This is a genomic window from Streptomyces sp. NPDC003038, from assembly GCF_040611115.1.
Lineage (GTDB): Bacteria > Actinomycetota > Actinomycetes > Streptomycetales > Streptomycetaceae > Streptomyces.
In genome coordinates, this window is record NZ_JBEXNN010000012.1 from 37,909 (window position 1) to 54,448 (window position 16,540).

General features: G+C 71.7%; 12 protein-coding genes and 1 pseudogene. 11 read left to right on the forward strand and 2 right to left on the reverse strand.

Annotated elements, in window-relative coordinates:
* Positions 1–49 precede the first annotated feature (49 nt).
* The 7 genes and pseudogenes from ABZX75_RS17095 to ABZX75_RS17125 form a co-directional block, all read left to right on the forward strand.
* On the forward strand, positions 50–1,297 hold the full coding sequence (locus ABZX75_RS17095) for a spermidine/putrescine ABC transporter substrate-binding protein (RefSeq protein ID WP_355411127.1): 1,248 nt from the start codon (positions 50–52) through the stop codon (positions 1,295–1,297).
* A 103-nt stretch (positions 1,298–1,400) separates the two neighbouring features.
* Positions 1,401–2,576: an ABC transporter ATP-binding protein gene (locus ABZX75_RS17100; RefSeq protein WP_355411129.1), complete on the forward strand. Its 1,176-nt coding sequence runs from the start codon at positions 1,401–1,403 to the stop codon at positions 2,574–2,576.
* Entirely contained in the window at positions 2,573–3,502 is a 930-nt protein-coding gene (locus tag ABZX75_RS17105) for an ABC transporter permease (RefSeq protein ID WP_355411131.1), read from the forward strand. Before ABZX75_RS17100 ends, ABZX75_RS17105 begins: the two co-directional genes overlap by 4 nt.
* Positions 3,503–4,324, forward strand: coding sequence for an ABC transporter permease (locus tag ABZX75_RS17110; protein ID WP_355411133.1), 822 nt, complete (start codon positions 3,503–3,505; stop codon positions 4,322–4,324).
* 57 nt (positions 4,325–4,381) lie between these two features.
* Positions 4,382–5,800 (forward strand): FAD-binding oxidoreductase, encoded by a 1,419-nt coding sequence (locus ABZX75_RS17115; RefSeq protein ID WP_355411135.1) that lies wholly within the window; start codon positions 4,382–4,384, stop codon positions 5,798–5,800.
* 41 nt (positions 5,801–5,841) lie between these two features.
* A complete protein-coding gene (locus ABZX75_RS17120; RefSeq protein ID WP_355411498.1) occupies positions 5,842–5,970 on the forward strand; it encodes a hypothetical protein in 129 nt (42 codons plus the stop codon).
* A 7-nt stretch (positions 5,971–5,977) separates the two neighbouring features.
* Positions 5,978–6,100, forward strand: a pseudogene (locus tag ABZX75_RS17125) (chitinase); the annotation flags it as partial.
* On the opposite strand, the gene ABZX75_RS17130 reads toward ABZX75_RS17125, so the two are convergent.
* Positions 6,072–6,899 (reverse strand): phosphatase PAP2 family protein, encoded by an 828-nt coding sequence (locus ABZX75_RS17130; protein WP_355411137.1) that lies wholly within the window; start codon positions 6,897–6,899, stop codon positions 6,072–6,074. The pseudogene ABZX75_RS17125 and the gene ABZX75_RS17130 sit on opposite strands and share 29 nt — an antisense overlap.
* Before the next feature lie 182 nt (positions 6,900–7,081).
* Positions 7,082–8,416, reverse strand: a complete 1,335-nt coding sequence (gene gabT, locus ABZX75_RS17135; RefSeq protein ID WP_355411139.1) for a 4-aminobutyrate--2-oxoglutarate transaminase — start codon at positions 8,414–8,416, stop codon at positions 7,082–7,084.
* 241 nt (positions 8,417–8,657) lie between these two features.
* Here gabT and ABZX75_RS17140 point away from each other — a divergent pair, with 241 nt between their 5' ends.
* From ABZX75_RS17140 to ABZX75_RS17155, 4 genes are all read left to right on the forward strand, one after another.
* Positions 8,658–11,051, forward strand: a complete 2,394-nt coding sequence (locus tag ABZX75_RS17140; RefSeq protein ID WP_355411141.1) for an ATP/GTP-binding protein — start codon at positions 8,658–8,660, stop codon at positions 11,049–11,051.
* A gap of 194 nt (positions 11,052–11,245) precedes the next feature.
* The gene (locus tag ABZX75_RS17145) at positions 11,246–12,826 is read left to right on the forward strand and encodes a PucR family transcriptional regulator (protein ID WP_355411143.1); all 1,581 of its coding nucleotides are present in this window, start codon (positions 11,246–11,248) and stop codon (positions 12,824–12,826) included.
* 288 nt (positions 12,827–13,114) lie between these two features.
* Positions 13,115–14,560 carry an aldehyde dehydrogenase family protein gene (locus tag ABZX75_RS17150; RefSeq protein ID WP_355411145.1) on the forward strand — a complete coding sequence of 482 codons (1,446 nt, stop codon included), beginning with the start codon at positions 13,115–13,117 and terminating at the stop codon, positions 14,558–14,560.
* A gap of 157 nt (positions 14,561–14,717) precedes the next feature.
* Positions 14,718–16,508 carry a site-specific integrase gene (locus ABZX75_RS17155; protein ID WP_355411147.1) on the forward strand — a complete coding sequence of 597 codons (1,791 nt, stop codon included), beginning with the start codon at positions 14,718–14,720 and terminating at the stop codon, positions 16,506–16,508.
* Positions 16,509–16,540: the final 32 nt, after the last annotated feature.

The following is a 16,540-nucleotide window of genomic DNA, read 5'->3' on the forward strand; positions in this document are numbered from 1 at the left end:
ACCGTAGCCGTGTGACCAGCGGCGCACCCATCCCGAAAGGGCAACGCGCATGGAGCAGTTCGAGCCCGACCGCCTCTCGCCGGCGCAACTCGCCGCGATGCGACGCAGCCTTGACCGCGGGCGCGGCGCCCTCACCCGCCGCTCGCTGCTGCGCGCGTCCGGAGTCGGAGCGCTCACTCTCGGAGGCATGTCCACCCTCGCCGCCTGCGGCATCCCGCCGGCCAAGCGCGAGGGCACGGGGGCGGCCTCCGACGACCACTCGGGCAAGGAGAAGGAGATCAACTTCTCCAACTGGACCGAGTACATGGACATCAGCGAGGACGGGAAGACCCGCCCGACCCTGGACGAATTCACCAAGCGGACCGGGATCGAGGTCAAGTACACCGAGGACATCAACGACAACGTCGAGTTCTTCGGCAAGATCCGCCCACAGCTCGCGGCCGGACAGGACACCGGACGCGACCTGATCGTCGTCACCGACTGGCTCGCCGCCCGCATCATCCGCCTGGGCTGGGCGCAGAAGCTGGACCCCTCCCACCTTCCGCACGCCTTCGCGAACCTCTCCCCGCAGTTCCGCAGCCCCGACTGGGACCCGGGCCGCGCGTACAGCTACCCCTGGACCGGCATCTCGACGGTCATCGCCTACAACTCCAAGGCCACCGACGGGAAGAAGGTCGACTCCGTCACCCAGATGCTCGACGATCCCACGCTCAAGGGCCGGGTGGGCTTCCTCACCGAGATGCGCGACTCCGTCGGCATGACCCTGCTCGACCAGGGCAAGGACCCGGCGAACTTCACCACCGCCGACTACGACGAGGCCATCGGCCGGCTCCAGAAGGGCGTGGACAAGAACCAGATCCGCCGCTTCACCGGCAACGACTACACCTCGGACCTCGACAAGGGCGACCTCGCCGCCTGCCTCGCCTGGGCGGGCGACGTGATCCAGCTCCAGGCCGGCAACCCGGACATCAAGTACGCGATCCCCGCCGCCGGCTACATCACCTCCAGCGACAACCTGCTGGTCCCCGCCAAGGCCCGGCACAAGGCCAACGCCGAGAAGCTCATCGACTACTACTACGAGCTGCCGGTCGCCGCCCAGCTGGCCGCCTACATCAGCTACGTCTGCCCGGTCGAGGGCGTCAAGGAGGAGCTCGCCAAGATCGACCCCGCCCTCGCGGACAACACCCTGATCGTCCCGGACCAGGCCATGACCGCCAAGTCCCACGCCTTCCGCTCCCTCAGCGGCGAGGAAGAGACGGCGTACGAAGAGAAGTTCGCCAAGCTCATCGGCGCCTAGCCCCTCGCGACGGGCCGCAGTGGACGGCGTGCGGCCCCACCCCGCCGTCCGGCCGCGCCCGGCCGATCCCCGCCCCTTTTCCACCCAACCCCGGGACCCACCCATGACTGACAAGACCGCGAGCGGCGACGTCCGCCTCGCCGGGATCAGCAAGCACTACGGCGCCTTCACCGCCGTGCACCCGCTGGATCTCACCATCCCCCAGGGCTCCTTCTTCGCCCTGCTCGGCGCCTCGGGCTGCGGCAAGACCACCACCCTGCGCATGATCGCCGGCCTGGAGGAGCCCTCCACCGGCACGGTCCACCTCGGTGACCGCGAGGTCACCGACCTGCCGCCGTACAAGCGCCCGGTCAACACGGTCTTCCAGAGCTACGCCCTCTTCCCGCACCTGAACATCTACGAGAACGTCGCCTTCGGGCTGCGCCGCCGAGGCATCAAGTCCGTCAAGAAGCAGGTCGACGACATGCTGGAACTGGTCGAGCTCGGCCAGTTCGGCCGACGCAAGCCGCACCAGCTCTCCGGCGGCCAGCAGCAGCGCGTCGCCGTCGCCCGCGCCCTGATCAACCACCCGCAGGTGCTCCTCCTCGACGAGCCGCTCGGCGCCCTCGACCTCAAGCTGCGCCGCCAGATGCAGCTGGAGCTCAAGCGGATCCAGACCGAGGTCGGCATCACCTTCGTGCACGTCACGCATGACCAGGAGGAGGCCATGACGATGGCCGACACGGTCGCCGTGATGAACGGCGGCCGCGTGGAGCAGCTGGGCGCCCCCGCCGAGCTGTACGAGAACCCGGGCACCACCTTCGTCGCCAACTTCCTCGGCACCTCGAACCTCATCGAGGCGTCGGTGGAGTACGCCGGGGGCGCGTCCGGCGACGTCGTCGTCGCCGCCTGCGGCACGCAGCTCCGGCTGCCCGCGGCCCGCTGCGCGACCGCGCCCACCACGGGCGGAAAACTGCTGGTCGGGGTGCGCCCGGAGAAGATCTCCCTGGTCCACGCCGACGAGGAGGACACCATCGCGCCCGGCCGCAACAAGGTCGCCGGCCGGATCGCGGACTCCTCCTTCACCGGCGTCTCCACCCAGTACGTCATCGACAGCCGGGTCAGCCCCGAGCTGGAGGTGTACGCCCAGAACATCGAGCGGGACGCCCGCCTCGTCCCCGGCGCCCAGGTGATCCTGCACTGGAACCCGGAGCACACCTTCGGCCTCGACGCCGCGCAGTCCATGCTCGCGGGGACGATGGGCGACGCGGGCATCGAGACGGTCGAGGAGAGCGCGTGACCGCCACCGCGGCGCCGCCCCAGGCGCCCGCCCCCGCCGAACCCCCGGTGCACCGGGCGACCCTGCGCAAGCGCCTGATCCCGTACTGGCTGCTGCTGCCCGGCATCCTGTGGCTGCTGGTCTTCTTCGTCCTGCCGATGGTCTACCAGGCGTCGACCTCGGTGCAGACGGGCTCCCTCGAAGAGGGCTTCGAGGTCACCTGGCACTTCCAGACCTACTGGGACGCCCTCACCCAGTACCTCCCGCAGTTCGTGCGCTCCCTGCTCTACGCAGGCACCGCGACCGTGCTGTGCCTGCTGCTCGGGTACCCGCTGGCCTACCTGATCGCCTTCAAGGCGGGACGCTGGCGGGGCCTCCTGCTGGTGCTGGTCATCGCCCCGTTCTTCACCAGCTTCCTCATCCGCACCCTCGCCTGGAAGACGATCCTGGCCGACGGCGGCCCCGTGGTCGCCGTTCTCAACGGCATCGGCTTCCTCGACGTCACCAGCTGGCTGGGCATCACCCAGGGGGACCGGGTGCTGGCCACGCCGCTCGCGGTCGTCTGCGGTCTGACGTACAACTTCCTCCCCTTCATGATCCTGCCGCTGTACGCCTCGCTGGAGCGGATCGACACCCGCCTGCACGAGGCGGCCGGGGACCTGTACGCCCGCCCCGCCACGGTCTTCCGGAAGGTCACCTTCCCGCTCTCCATGCCGGGTGTGGTCTCCGGGACCCTGCTCACCTTCATCCCGGCGAGCGGCGACTACGTCAACGCCGAGCTGCTCGGCTCCACGGACACCCGCATGATCGGCAACGTCATCCAGTCCCAGTACCTGCGGATCCTCGACTACCCGACGGCGGCCGCGCTGTCCTTCATCCTCATGGCCATCGTGCTGATCATGGTCACTCTCTACATCCGCCGAGCGGGGACGGAGGACCTGGTCTAAATGTCTCATCCCATCGCGCGTCGACCCCTCGCCTGGCTGCGGCGCAATCTCGTCGTCATCGCCGGCCTCGGCACGCTCGCCTACATGATCCTGCCGAATGTCGTCGTCACCGTCTTCTCCTTCAACAACCCCACCGGGCGGTTCAACTACGCCTGGCAGGAGTTCTCGCTCGACGCCTGGAAGGACCCCTGCGGGGTGGCCGACATGTGCGGCTCCCTCTCGCTGTCCCTCCAGATCGCCCTGTGGGTCACGATCGCCGCGACCGCGCTGGGCACCGCGATCGCCTTCGCGCTCGTCCGCTACCGCTTCCGGGTGCGCGGCGCGGTCAACTCGCTGATCTTCCTGCCCATGGCGATGCCCGAGATCGTGATGGCCGCCTCGCTGCTCGCCCTCTTCCTCAACATGGGCATCCAGCTGGGCTTCTGGACGATCCTCATCGCCCACATCATGTTCTGCCTCAGCTTCGTCGTCGCCGCCGTCAAGGCGCGTGTCCTGTCCATGGACCCGCGGCTGGAGGAGGCCGCCCGCGACCTCTACGCGGGCCCGGTGCAGACCTTCGTACGGGTCACCCTGCCGATCGCCGCCCCCGGCATCGCGGCGGGCGCGCTGCTCTCCTTCGCGCTCTCCTTCGACGACTTCATCATCACCAACTTCAACTCGGGCAACACCGTCACCTTCCCCATGTTCGTGTGGGGATCGGCCCAGCGCGGTACGCCTGTACAGATCAACGTCATCGGCACGGCGATGTTCGTCATCGCGGTGCTGGTGGTCCTCGCCGGCCAGATGGTCGGCAGCCGCCGGAAGAAGGCGCGGCCCAGGTAGTCGAAGAGGCGAGCCGGCACCCCGGCCCGCCGACAGTTCCGTAGGGAGTTGGAAGACATGGCCCCAGTTGCCATGCGCACCGCTGCACGATCACTTTCCGAAGCACTGCCGGTCTCGTACTGGCTCGACGACCCCGGCAAGCCCGCGCCGCGACCCGCCCTCACCGGCGACGAGCGCTGCGACCTGCTCGTCATCGGCGGCGGCTACAGCGGCCTGTGGACCGCGCTGCTCGCCAAGGAGCGCGACCCCGCGCGGGACGTCGTACTGATCGAAGGCCACGAGGCGGGCTGGGCCGCCTCGGGCCGCAACGGCGGCTTCTGCGCGGCCTCCCTCACCCACGGCCTCGCCAATGGCCTGGCCCGCTGGCCCGGCGAACTGGCGAAGCTGGAGGAGCTCGGCTCCCGCAATCTCGATGCCATCGAGGCGGCCGTCGCCCGCTACGGCATCGACTGCGACTTCGAGCGCAGCGGCGAGATCGACGTGGCCACCGAGCCCCACCAGGTCGAGGAACTGCGCGCGCTGCACCGGGAGGCGCAACGCCTCGGCCTGGCAGGCGGCTCCGAGTGGCTGGAGCGCGACGAGGTGCGGGCCGAGGTGGACTCCCCGACCTTCCTCGGCGGCATCTGGGACCGCGAGGGCGTCGCCATGCTCAACCCGGCGAAGCTGGCCTGGGGCCTCAAGCAGGCGTGCATCGGCCTGGGGGTGCGGATCTACGAGCACACGCGCGGGCTGGATCTGGCCGCCGCCGGCGCCGGGATGGCCGTACGCACCCCGTACGGCCGGGTCTTCGCCCGTCGGGTGGCGCTGGGCACCAACATCTTCCCGTCGCTCGTCCGGCGGATCCGCCCGCTCACCGTGCCGGTCTACGACTACGCCCTGATGACCGAGCCGCTCGACGAGGCCCGGCTGGCCTCGGTCGGCTGGAGGAACCGCCAGGGGCTCGGGGACAGCGCCCACCAGTTCCACTACTTCCGGATCACCCCGGAGCGGCGGATCCTGTGGGGCGGCTACGACGCGGTCTACCCCTACGGCGGCAGGATCGACCCCGCCCACGACCACCGACCCGAGACGTACCTCAAGCTCGCGGAGCACTTCTTCACCTGCTTCCCGCAGCTGGAGGGGGTGAATTTCAGCCATGCGTGGGGCGGGGCGATCGACACCTGCTCGCGCTTCTCGGCCTTCTTCGGCACCGCGCACTCCGGGAAGGTCGCCTACGCCGCCGGCTTCACCGGGCTCGGCGTGGGAGCCACCCGCTTCGGCGCCGACGTGATGCTGGACCTGCTGGCGGGGGAGCGAACCGAGCGGACCGAGCTGGAGATGGTCCGCTCCAAGCCGCTGCCCTTCCCGCCGGAGCCCTTCGCCTGGACCGGGATCGCGCTGACCAAGTGGTCGCTGGCCCGCGCCGACAGCCGGGGCGGGCACCGGAACCTGTGGCTGAAGGCGCTGGACCGGGTCGGACTGGGCTTCGACAGCTGATCTTCGCCCGCCGGCCGGCAGTGGGACGTGCGACCGGGGGAGTGCGTTGGCTGGTGCTGCCGGACGGCACGGGGTCGCTCACCGACCCGGCGGTGCTGGAGCTCGCGATGCACGAGGCGGCGGCGACCGTGGCGGGGGAGCGGGGCGGGAAGGACGGCGCGAGGCCTTGACAGGGGCGGCTCCTACCGGACTCACGGCACCTGGCCCAGGCCCGCCCTGCGCGCCCTGATGACCTGGTCGATCAACCGGGACCGCTTCGGCGGATGGGAGTTCAGCCGTAACCGCGACGGCCGCTCCGGCGGCCGGCCGAGGCCGCGCCGGACGTCACGGCCCACCGCACGCCGAGCAGGAGGGGCGTGCACAGCAGGAGGCTGGCCAGCACGTCCAGCGGCCAGTGGTAGCCGCGCAGGACCAGCCCGGCGGCCGTCGCCACCGTGAGGCAGAGGGCGACGGCCGGCGGCCACGCGCGGCGGGTGTACGGGCCCAGGAGCAGGGCCGCTCCCCCGTACGCCACCAGGGAGGTCGCGGTGTGGCCCGAGGGGTAGTAGCCGGCCGCCCAGGGTTCGAGCGGGCCCGGGCGGGCGGTCCACTCCTTCAGCGGGATGACCAGGGCCGGCACCAGGGCCAGGGCCAGCGCCCCGGCCAGAGCGCCGCGGCGGTTGCCGCGCCGGGCGGCGTACGCCACGGCCAGGGCCAGGACGGGCAGCGCGACCGGGATGTTGCCGAGGTCCGCGAGGCGCTCGGTGACCGCGTCGGGGACCGTACGGACCAGGGCGCGGCTCAGGCGCGCGTCCGGGGACAGCAGGGGGCCCGAGACGAGGACCTGCCACGTGATCAGCGCGAGAGCCAGGAGCGGGAAGGCCGCGAGGCAGAGGCCCGGCAGGAAGACCCCCGCCGGCCGAATGGCCGGCCGTCCCGGAACAGGGGGGATGGTTCCGGGACGGCCGCCCGGACCGGGTTGCCGTGCGCCCCGGGGGGTTTGGGGCGTACGGCTGTCCGATCGGTGAGGAGTGTGCGCGAACGCATGCCCAGTGCGGCGCTGGGGAAGCCCGGTACTGGTGTCGCCCCCGGTCTCCCGGGAGCGGGGTGTCTCACTCATCTGCAGAAACCGTACGGCAGCGAAAGGGGGACCGACAGCGGGAAAGCACTCCCGCCATCGGCCCCCCACACCTTCTTCACAGTGCCCGACCGTTACCGCCGGTACTGATCGAGCACGGCGTTCTCACGTTCTAGACGTTCGATCGGATTCCCGTGATCGGATGCCGTGATCAGATGCCGTGATCAGATGCCCGCGAACGCGGCCTCGATGATGTCCAGGCCCTCGTTGAGGAGGTCCTCGCCGATGACGATCGGCGGCAGGAAGCGCAGGACGTTGCCGTAGGTGCCGCAGGTGAGGACGAGCAGGCCCTCGGCGTGGCAGGCCTTGGCGAGCGCGCCGGCCGCCTCCGGGAAGGGGGTCTTGGACGCGGGGTCCTTCACCAGCTCGATGGCGATCATGGCGCCGCGGCCGCGGATGTCGCCGATGATGTCGTACTTCTCCTGCATGGTCTTCAGGCGGGCCTTCATGACCGACTCGATCTTCTTCGCCGCGGCGTTGAGGTCGAGCTCCTTCATGGTCTCGATGGAACCGAGCGCGCCCGCACAGGCCACCGGGTTGCCGCCGTAGGTACCACCCAGGCCACCCGCGTGGGCGGCGTCCATGATCTCGGCGCGGCCGGTCACGGCGGCGAGCGGCAGACCGCCCGCGATGCCCTTGGCGGTGGTGATCAGGTCCGGGACGATGCCCTCGTCCTCGCACGCGAACCACTGGCCGGTGCGGCAGAAGCCGGACTGGATCTCGTCCGCGACGAAGACGATGCCGTTGTCGTTGGCGAACTTCACGATGGCCGGCAGGAAGCCCTTGGCCGGCTCGATGAAGCCGCCCTCGCCGAGGACCGGCTCGATGATGATCGCGGCGACGTTGTCGGCGCCGATCTGCTTGGTGATCTGGTCGATCGCCTGGGCGGCGGCCTCGGGGCCGCAGTTCTCGGCGCCGGTGGGCCAGCGGTAGCCGTAGGCGACCGGGACGCGGTAGACCTCGGGGGCGAACGGTCCGAAGCCCTGCTTGTACGGCATGTTCTTCGAGGTCAGCGCCATGGTGAGGTTCGTACGGCCGTGGTAGCCGTGGTCGAAGACGACGACGGCCTGGCGCTTGGTGTACGAACGGGCGATCTTGACGGCGTTCTCGACGGCCTCGGCGCCGGAGTTGAACAGCGCCGACTTCTTGGCGTGGTCACCCGGAGTCAGCTCGGCGAGGGCCTCGCAGACCTCGACGTAGCCCTCGTACGGGGTGACCATGAAACAGGTGTGGGTGAAGTTCGCGAGCTGCGCGGAGGCGCGGCGCACGACGGCCTCGGCGGAGGCGCCGACCGAGGTCACGGCGATGCCGGAGCCGAAGTCGATGAGGCGGTTGCCGTCGACGTCCTCGATGATGCCGCCGCCCGCGCGGGCCGTGAAGACGGGAAGCACGGAGCCCACGCCGCCGGCCACCGTCTCGAGGCGGCGGGCCTGCAGCTCCTGCGACTTGGGGCCGGGGATCGCGGTGACGATGCGGCGCTCCTGCGGAACAGCGGTCATAGGGGGCTCCTGGGGGGTGTTTTCGGACGCACTTGTGTCTTTGTCCGCAGGCTAGGCCCGCGGCAGGGGGTACGGCATGCTCCGTTCGGGAGTGATGCCCGCGTGTCCTTGTCCGTGACGGCCATAGGAGGGAGGCGGCGCGTGTCTTGTGGATGACGCCGGGGTACGGGCCCGCGGGCCCCGCCGCCGACTAGATTGATCGCGCAGCGCAGGCAGTGAACTGGCAGGGGGCAGGGGTTTCATGGACACCGACGGCACGTACGAGGGACAGGCGATCCGCGCGAACCACGTACCAAGGCCGGCCGGGCCTCCCCCCGCCAATCCGCCGACGTCCCACGCGCCCGGCTCGCCGCCGCCGAAGCCCGCGCACGCGCCCACCGTCGGCCCCTCGCTCGAAGACTGGCTGCGCGCTCCCCGGCCGCACGCGGAGCCGGGCGTCTGGCGCTTCCGGCACGAGCCGCGAGACGGTGAGGAGGCCGAGCCCGCCACGGACCGGTCGCTGCTGAGCGGAGCGGTCATCTCGTTCCTGGCGTGCGTGCTGGTCTGGTCCCTGCTGACCAACGGCTACATCCCCTACGCCGACCTGCCGCTCAAGCTGTTCACCCCCCGAGACTGGTGGGACCTGCGCGGCAGGCCCGTCGACGGGCGGGGCACGGCCGCGCTGGAGGCGTACTGGCTGCTGCTGACCGGCGTTCTTGCCGTGTGGTTCAGCCGACTGGGCTCTTGGGGCACCGCCTTCGACCGGCTCGTCGCCGCACGCGGCCCCGGAGCCCGTGCCGTAGGCGCGGCCGCCGGAGGGCTGTTCGTGATCATGCTCATCTGGACCAAGACGCTGACCGCCGATGACCTCTTCTTCGGGCACCTGCCCTACCACGAGCTGGGCAGAGTGGGCAGCCTCGTGGTCATGGTGCTGCTCTACCTGGCGCTTTACGGGCCCGTAGTCGTCTACTTCGCCCGCCTCGGCGGCTGGCGGGGGCGGCGGGCACCGGACGTCGGCGGGCCGGGACCGGCCCGCCAGGCGCCGGGCGCCGAGGCGGGGGACGACCCCGTGCAGTGGTCCGAGGTGCGGGGGGCCGGGTTGGGGGAGGTCGCCGATCGGCTCGGGGCCGAGGTGGGGGCCGGGCGGATGAACGACGTGGACTACGCGCGGATCCGGCGGGCCTGGGACTCCGTACGCGTCGATCCCTCCCGGCTGCGGGCCTTCGCCGACGCCGTGCGGGACAAGGGCGCCGGGGCGTGCGTGCACCCCTCCGGCGCGCGGGACCTGCCCGTGCGGGCGGCGCGGCACGACCTGCTGGCCCGGCAGGTGCTGCTCGGCACCGTCGAGGACGGCCCGCGCAACCCGTACGCGCGCCGCGGTACCGGAATCGCCCTCGACCCCGAGGTCCTCGGGACCTCCGTCCTCGCCGTCGGCCCGTCCGGGACCGGCAAGACCGGCCGGCTGGTGCGGCCCGTCGTCGAGTCGCTCGCGCTCCAGGCGCTCGCCGGCCAGGCCGCCGTCGTCGCCGTCGGCGCGGCGGGGGCCCAGCTCGGGCCGGACGCCGCCTACGACGTCGTGATCCGCGTCGGCGACTGCGCCTCCGTCTACGACCTCGACCTCTACGGCGGCACCACCGACCCCGACGAGGCCGCCACCCTCCTCGCCGACGCCTTCGTCGGCGACGTCCCGGGGATCGACGTACGCCGGGCCGCGACCGCCCTCGCCCAACTGCTCGGGCCGTTCCGCGCGGCCCACGGCCGCTTCCCCGCCGTGCCCGAGCTGCGCGAGCTGCTCGACCAGGTGCCGGCCGCCCTCACGGGCCTGCGGCGCGCCCTGGAGGACGCCGGGCAGTCGGCGATGCTGCGCGAACTCGACGCCCGGATGCGGCAGCACGGGGCCCCCTCCGACCCCGGCCCGGCCCTCGCCGACCGCGTCGCGCTGCTGGACCGGCCCGCCTTCGCCACGTTTTTCAATGTCGGGGGCTTCGACACCACCGGGCAGGGCCGTCCCTTCTCGCTGCGCGCCCTGGAGCACCCGATCCGCGTGCGCGTGGACCTGCCCGAACGCGGACACGCCGACGCTTCGCGCATGCTGGCCCGGCTGCTGCTCGCCCAGTTCAACGCCGCCGCGGCCGCCCGCACCGACCGCTCCCTCTTCGCCTTCCTCGCCTTCGACGACGCCTCGCACACCCTGACGGCCGAGACCGTGCGCGGCGTGCAGCGGCTGCGCTCGGCGAACGCGGGCGTCCTGCTGACGCTGCGCACCCTGGACGACGTACCGGAGGCGCTGCGCACGCCGCTGCTCGGGGCGGTCGGCTGCCGGATGGCCTTCTCCGGGGTCACCACCTGGGACGGCAAGCGCTTCGCCGAGGCCTGGGGCACCGAGTGGGTGGAGACGCGGGACGTCACCCACCGCACGGTCTTCGCCGACCAGCCGCTGACCCGGGCGATCCACGCCTTCCGCAAGCTGGTCACCGGCAAGGCCGTGACCACGGACGCGGTGACCGTGCGGCAGGTGGAGCGGGAGCGGTGGTCCGCCTCGGATCTGGCGCACGCGGTGCCGCCGGGGTACGCGGTGCTGTCGCTGACCTCGGTCCGCGGGGAACGGGCGGTTCCGCTGCTGGTCCGGCTGGCCGGCACGGCCGGCGCGACCTGACCGACCTGACCGGCCTGACGGGACTGACGGGGCTGACCGAGCTGACCGAGCTGAGCGAACCCGTACGAGGTGGCAGAATCGAGGGGAGCCGTTCATACGACTCGGCGAAAAGCGCAAGCGGCCCTTCTGCTGCTCTTCTGACACCGCTCCCGCCGTGTTCCGCCGCCCCCTCCCGTTAAGGCCCCTGGTAACCGATGCCGCTCACCCTCGCCTCACTCGTCCAGCACTCGGCGCTCAAGCTCAGCGTCCGGGCCGGCGAGAGCCGCCTCGACACCCCGGTGCGCTGGGCCCACGTCAGCGAGCTCGCCGACCCCGTCCCCTACATGGAGGGCGGGGAACTCCTCCTGACCACCGCGATGAAGCTCGACGCGGAGGACCCGGAGGAGATGCGCCGCTACGTACGCCGCCTCGCCGCGGCCGGGGTCGTCGGCATCGGCTTCGCGGTCGGCGTCAACTACGACGCGATCCCGCAGGGGCTCGTCGAGGCCGCGCGGACCGAGGACCTGCCGCTGCTGGAGGTGCCGCGCCGGACCCCCTTCCTCGCGATCAGCAAGGCCGTCTCCGCGGCGCTCGCGGCGGACCAGTACCGGGCCGTGACCGCCGGTTTCGAGGCGCAGCGGGAGCTGACCCGGGCCGCGCTGTCCGCCGACGGCCCCGCCGAGCTGCTGGCGCGGCTGGCGGCGCACGTGCACGGCTGGGCCGCGCTGTACGACACCTCCGGCGCGGTCGTCGCCGCCGCGCCCGAGTGGGCGGCGCGGCGGGCCGCCCGGCTGACCCCCGACGTCGAGCGGCTGCGCGAGCGGCCGGCGCCCGCGAGCGCCGTGGTCGGCGGCTCCGAGGACCGGGTCGAGCTCCAGTCGCTGGGCACCGGCCGGCGGGCGCGCGGCGCGCTCGCGGTGGGCACCGGGGCCCCGCTGGGCACGGCCGAGCGGTACGCCGTGCACTCCGCGGTGGCGCTGCTCACCCTGACCACGGAGCGCTCCCGCTCGCTGCACGACGCCGAATCCCGGCTGGGGGCAGCGGTGCTGCGGATGCTGCTGGCGGGGGAGGCGGACCACGCGCGGGAGGTGGCCGGCGATCTGTACGGGGCCCTGCTGGAGACGCCGTTCCGGCTGATCGTGGCCGAGCCGGCGCTGCCGGGGACGGCGCAGCCGCAGGGGCTGGCGCTGTTGGCCGACGCGGTGGAGTCGGCGGCCGCCCGTACGGGTGAGGCGCTGCTGGTGGTGCCCGAGCAGGGCAGGCTCGTCGTCCTGGCCGCCGACGGAGGCTCGGCCGTACAGGCGTGCGCGGACCACGCGGAGGCGCTGGAGTCGCGGCGCGGGCGCGAGGCCGCCGGGCCGGAGCCGGACGAACTGGTGATCGGCCTGTCGGCGCCGGCCGGGCCGGGCAGCGTGGCGGGAGCCCTCACCCAGGCCGACCAGGCCCTTGCCGTCGCCCGGCGGCGGGGGCGGCCGATGGTGGAACACGAGGACATGGCGGCGGGTTCGGTGCTGCCGCTGCTCGCCGACGACGCGGTACGGGCCTTCGCGGACGGCACGCTGCGCGCCCTGCGGGAGCACGACGCCACCGGCCGCGGCGACCTGGTGGCCTCCTTGCAGGCGTGGCTGTCCCGGCACGGCCAGTGGGACGCGGCCGCGGCCGACCTCGGCGTCCACCGGCACACGCTGCGCTACCGGATGAAGCGGGTCGAGGAGATCCTCGGCCGCTCCCTGGACGACCCGGACGTCCGCATGGAGCTGTGGCTCGCCCTGAAGGCCACCGCCGCGCCGTCCTGACGGCCCCTGCGGCGCCGCTGCCGAGGCTCCACCCCTTACCCCGCGCCGCCTCAATCGCCGACGGGGCTGAACTTCAGCCCCGCCGGCGATTGAGGCGCGGGTCCGGGCGGGGCCCCCAGCGGGCGGCCCGCACGGGCCACCACACGGCCTCGCGGTCTCCGGACACTGACAAAGCGGCGAAGCCGCGCGGCCCGCCGCTCCACGAGGGATAAACGCCGAATCCCCGGCGGAGTCCTACCGTGGAGGGGACAACGACCCACCGCACAGATCCGAAGGGCCGGGATCCGCATGACTTCCACCCACGCCTTCTGGCTCGCCGGCCGCCAGGCCACCGGCGAGGACAGCTTCGACGTCCACTCCCCGTGGGACGGTCGCCTGGTAGGCACCGTGAGCGTGCCCACCGACGCGCAGGTCGAAGAGGCCGTGGCCGCGGCGTACGCCGTGACGGCGGAGTTCTCCGCGACCCCGGCCCACGTCCGGGCCGCCGCTCTGGACCACGTGTCCAAGCGGCTCACCGAGCGCACCGAGGAGATCGCCCAGCTGATCTCCGCCGAGAACGGCAAGCCCGTCAAGTGGGCCCGCGGTGAGGTCGGCCGTGCGGTGTCCGTGTTCCGCTTCGCCGCCGAAGAGGCGCGCCGCTTCAACGGCGGAGAGGCCCAGCGCCTCGACACCGACGCCGGTGGCGTCGGCCGCCTCGCGCTGGTCCGCCGCTTCGTCAAGGGACCGGTCCTCGGCATCGCGCCGTTCAACTTCCCGCTGAACCTGTGCGCCCACAAGGTGGCCCCGGCCATCGCCGTCGGCGCGCCGATCATCCTCAAGCCGGCGCCGGCCACGCCGCTCTCGGGGCTGATCCTGGGTGAGCTGCTCGCCGAGACCGACCTTCCGGCCGGTTCCTGGTCGGTGCTGCCGGTCGCGAACGACAAGATGCCCGCCCTGGTCAAGGACGAGCGCCTCCCCGTCATCTCCTTCACCGGATCCGACACGGTCGGCTACGCCATCCAGCAGTCGGTGCCCCACAAGCACTGCACCCTGGAGCTCGGCGGCAACGCCGCGGCCGTCGTCCTCGCCGACTGGGCCTCCGAGACCGACCTCGACTGGGCCGCGACCCGTATCGCGACCTTCTCGAACTACCAGGCCGGCCAGTCCTGCATCTCGGTGCAGCGCGTGATCGCGGACGCCTCCGTCTACGACCGCCTCGTCGAGAAGGTCGTCGCCAAGGTCCAGGCGCAGGTCACCGGCGACCCCTCCGACTCCGCCACCGACGTCGGCCCCCTCGTCTCCGAGGACGCCGCCAAGCGGGTCGAGTCCTGGGTCGACGAAGCCGTCTCCGCCGGAGCCAAGCTGCTCACCGGCGGCAAGCGCGAGGGTGCCTCGTACGAGCCCACCGTCGTCGCGGAGGTGCCGCAGGGCGTCAAGCTCGCCACCGAGGAGGTCTTCGGCCCGGTCCTGACGCTGCAGCGGGTCGAGAACACCGACGAGGCGTTCGCCGCCGTCAACGACTCGAAGTTCGGTCTGCAGACCGGCGTCTTCACGCGTGACATCCAGGTCGCCTTCCGCGCCCACCGCGAGCTCGAGGTCGGCGGTGTGATCATCGGCGACGCGCCGTCCTACCGCGCCGACCAGATGCCGTACGGCGGCGTCAAGCAGTCCGGTGTGGGCCGCGAGGGTGTCCGCTACGCGATGGACGACTACACGTACGAGCGAGTCCTGGTCCTGACCGGCCTCGACATCTGATCTCGTACGGCCAAAAAGCCGACGGCCGGAGCCTACTGTGCGGGGGCTCCGGCCGTCTTCCTTTATCCCCTTGCTGAGCAGCAACAACGGCCGGATAGCGACTACTTGATGCACGGCCGTGGGATCACCGTGGGAGCACGGGGTACCCTCTCCCGCCATGGCGACCCTTGTTCCACGCAAGAACAATGCGGGTGAGATCACCAGCTACCAGGTGAAGTGGCACCTAGGTGGGAAGAGAACTGGCGACTGGCAGCACGAGCGGTTCCTTGACGAGGACTCCGCGAAGATTTTCAAGAAGGCCGTCGAGGATCATGGCCACCAGTGGCCGCCGGGGTGGGTGAAGGGCAAGGGGTACATCGACCCAGAGTCCGACGACGAGGCGAAGTACCGGTTCGACAACTTCGCCCGGCAGTCGATCGCGAACCGCACGGCCGGCGACTACTACAAGAAGCAGCGCATCCGGAACCTGGAGATGTACCTCTTCCCCACGTTCGCGCACTGCGATGTCCGGAGCCCCGAGCATTTCAGCAAAGCGACGGTCGGGGCCTGGATCAACAAGATGCGGCAGACGAAGGTGCGGCGCGGCGGTGGCAAACCGAAGGACATGTCCCCGGAGACGCTCCGGGGCCTGCACGGGCTTCTCTCGTCGATCCTGAAAGAGGCTGTGGTTGCCGAGCCGCCTCTCCGCGACCGCAACCCTTGTGATCTGACCCGGCTGCCGAAGGACGACGACCACGGGGTGGGGGACGACGAGGGCGACGACCAGATGGAGTTTCTGACTCCTGAGGAGGTCGCCGGCGTGGTGAGCTGCTTCCCCCGGGCGTCTGACCAGATGCTCGTGCGGACCGCGTACGGCACCGGATTGCGGTGGGGTGAGATCACCGCCCTGGCTGCCCGGCACATCCGCAACCCTGTCTCGGGCCGGTACGAGGTGCGTGTCACCCGAGCATGGAAGCGACGGACACCGAGCGACTTCTACCTGGGTCCGCCGAAGTCGAGCGCCGGTCGACGGACTGTCGAAATCACGGAGGGCCTGTGGCTGGAGCTCGTGGACTACGGGCTCGCGGACTTGGAACTGGATGAGCTGGTGTTCCGCGGCCTGGACGGTGAGCGGATCAAGTACGGCACGTTCTGGGAGCGCTGGAACAGGGCGGTCGCGAAGGCGAAGAAGCTGGGACTGCTGCCCGAGTGGAAGTTCCCCACCTTCCACGATCTGCGGCATTCCCACGTCGCTGCCCTGCTGTCGGACGGTCACAGCCTGACCTACGTGCAGCGGCGCCTGGGCCACGAGTCGATCGTGACGACGTCGGACCGGTACGGACACCTCCTGGAGACGGCGCACAAGGCCGCGCTCGTCACGCTCAGCCGGGTCATGGAGATCCGGCTGGACACGCCCCCGCCCGCGAATGCCGAGCCTGAGCCGGTGCGCCTGCCGGGCCAGTCGTACGGGCAGCGCGTGCACGCCGTCCACGTGGGGCCGCACTTGATCGGGTTCTGGGACGCGGAGGACGCGGCCGCCGTGGCCGAGCAGTGGGAGCTGGACCGGGGAGAGCCCGCGCGAGTCGAGCAGCTCTCGGCGGCCTGGTGGCATCGGGCGGTCGTCGGCGGACTGGCGCAAGTTCGCAGCCACATTCCGAGCCGTGTGCAGGTGTGGACCGTCGGGCCGGCCCGCTATGCGCCGGATGGCACGGAGCGCGCCGTCAGCGTGGAGAGTCACGAGCCGCAGCAGGGGTGGGTGTGGGAGTGGGAGGAGCGGTACACCACCGAGGCGGCCCTCCAGCGCACCTGGTACGGCCCCGGGGGGCTTACCGAGGCGTTCGCGTGGGGCGCGCAGCGAGAGGCGGTTCTGACGGCGTACGCGGCAGCCCGGGCGGAGGCGCTGCGGGTGTGCGCGGACCACCCTTCGACGCGGGCGGCGACGGAAGACGGACAGGGGTCGGTGGTCTGACGGCCCGTCGAAACGGTGAAGGGCCCCGGCAG

Bases quoted from the DNA above. Each gene is read 5' to 3' on its own strand.
- ABZX75_RS17095 (WP_355411127.1), top strand. From the start codon at position 50: ATGGAGCAGTTCGAGCCCGACCGCCTCTCGCCGGCGCAACTCGCCGCG.
- ABZX75_RS17100 (WP_355411129.1), top strand. From the start codon at position 1,401: ATGACTGACAAGACCGCGAGCGGCGACGTCCGCCTCGCCGGGATCAGC.
- ABZX75_RS17110 (WP_355411133.1), top strand. From the start codon at position 3,503: ATGTCTCATCCCATCGCGCGTCGACCCCTCGCCTGGCTGCGGCGCAAT.
- ABZX75_RS17115 (WP_355411135.1), top strand. From the start codon at position 4,382: ATGGCCCCAGTTGCCATGCGCACCGCTGCACGATCACTTTCCGAAGCA.
- ABZX75_RS17130 (WP_355411137.1), bottom strand. From the start codon at position 6,899: ATGAGTGAGACACCCCGCTCCCGGGAGACCGGGGGCGACACCAGTACC.
- gabT (WP_355411139.1), bottom strand. From the start codon at position 8,416: ATGACCGCTGTTCCGCAGGAGCGCCGCATCGTCACCGCGATCCCCGGC.
- ABZX75_RS17140 (WP_355411141.1), top strand. From the start codon at position 8,658: ATGGACACCGACGGCACGTACGAGGGACAGGCGATCCGCGCGAACCAC.
- ABZX75_RS17145 (WP_355411143.1), top strand. From the start codon at position 11,246: ATGCCGCTCACCCTCGCCTCACTCGTCCAGCACTCGGCGCTCAAGCTC.
- ABZX75_RS17150 (WP_355411145.1), top strand. From the start codon at position 13,115: ATGACTTCCACCCACGCCTTCTGGCTCGCCGGCCGCCAGGCCACCGGC.
- ABZX75_RS17155 (WP_355411147.1), top strand. From the start codon at position 14,718: ATGGCGACCCTTGTTCCACGCAAGAACAATGCGGGTGAGATCACCAGC.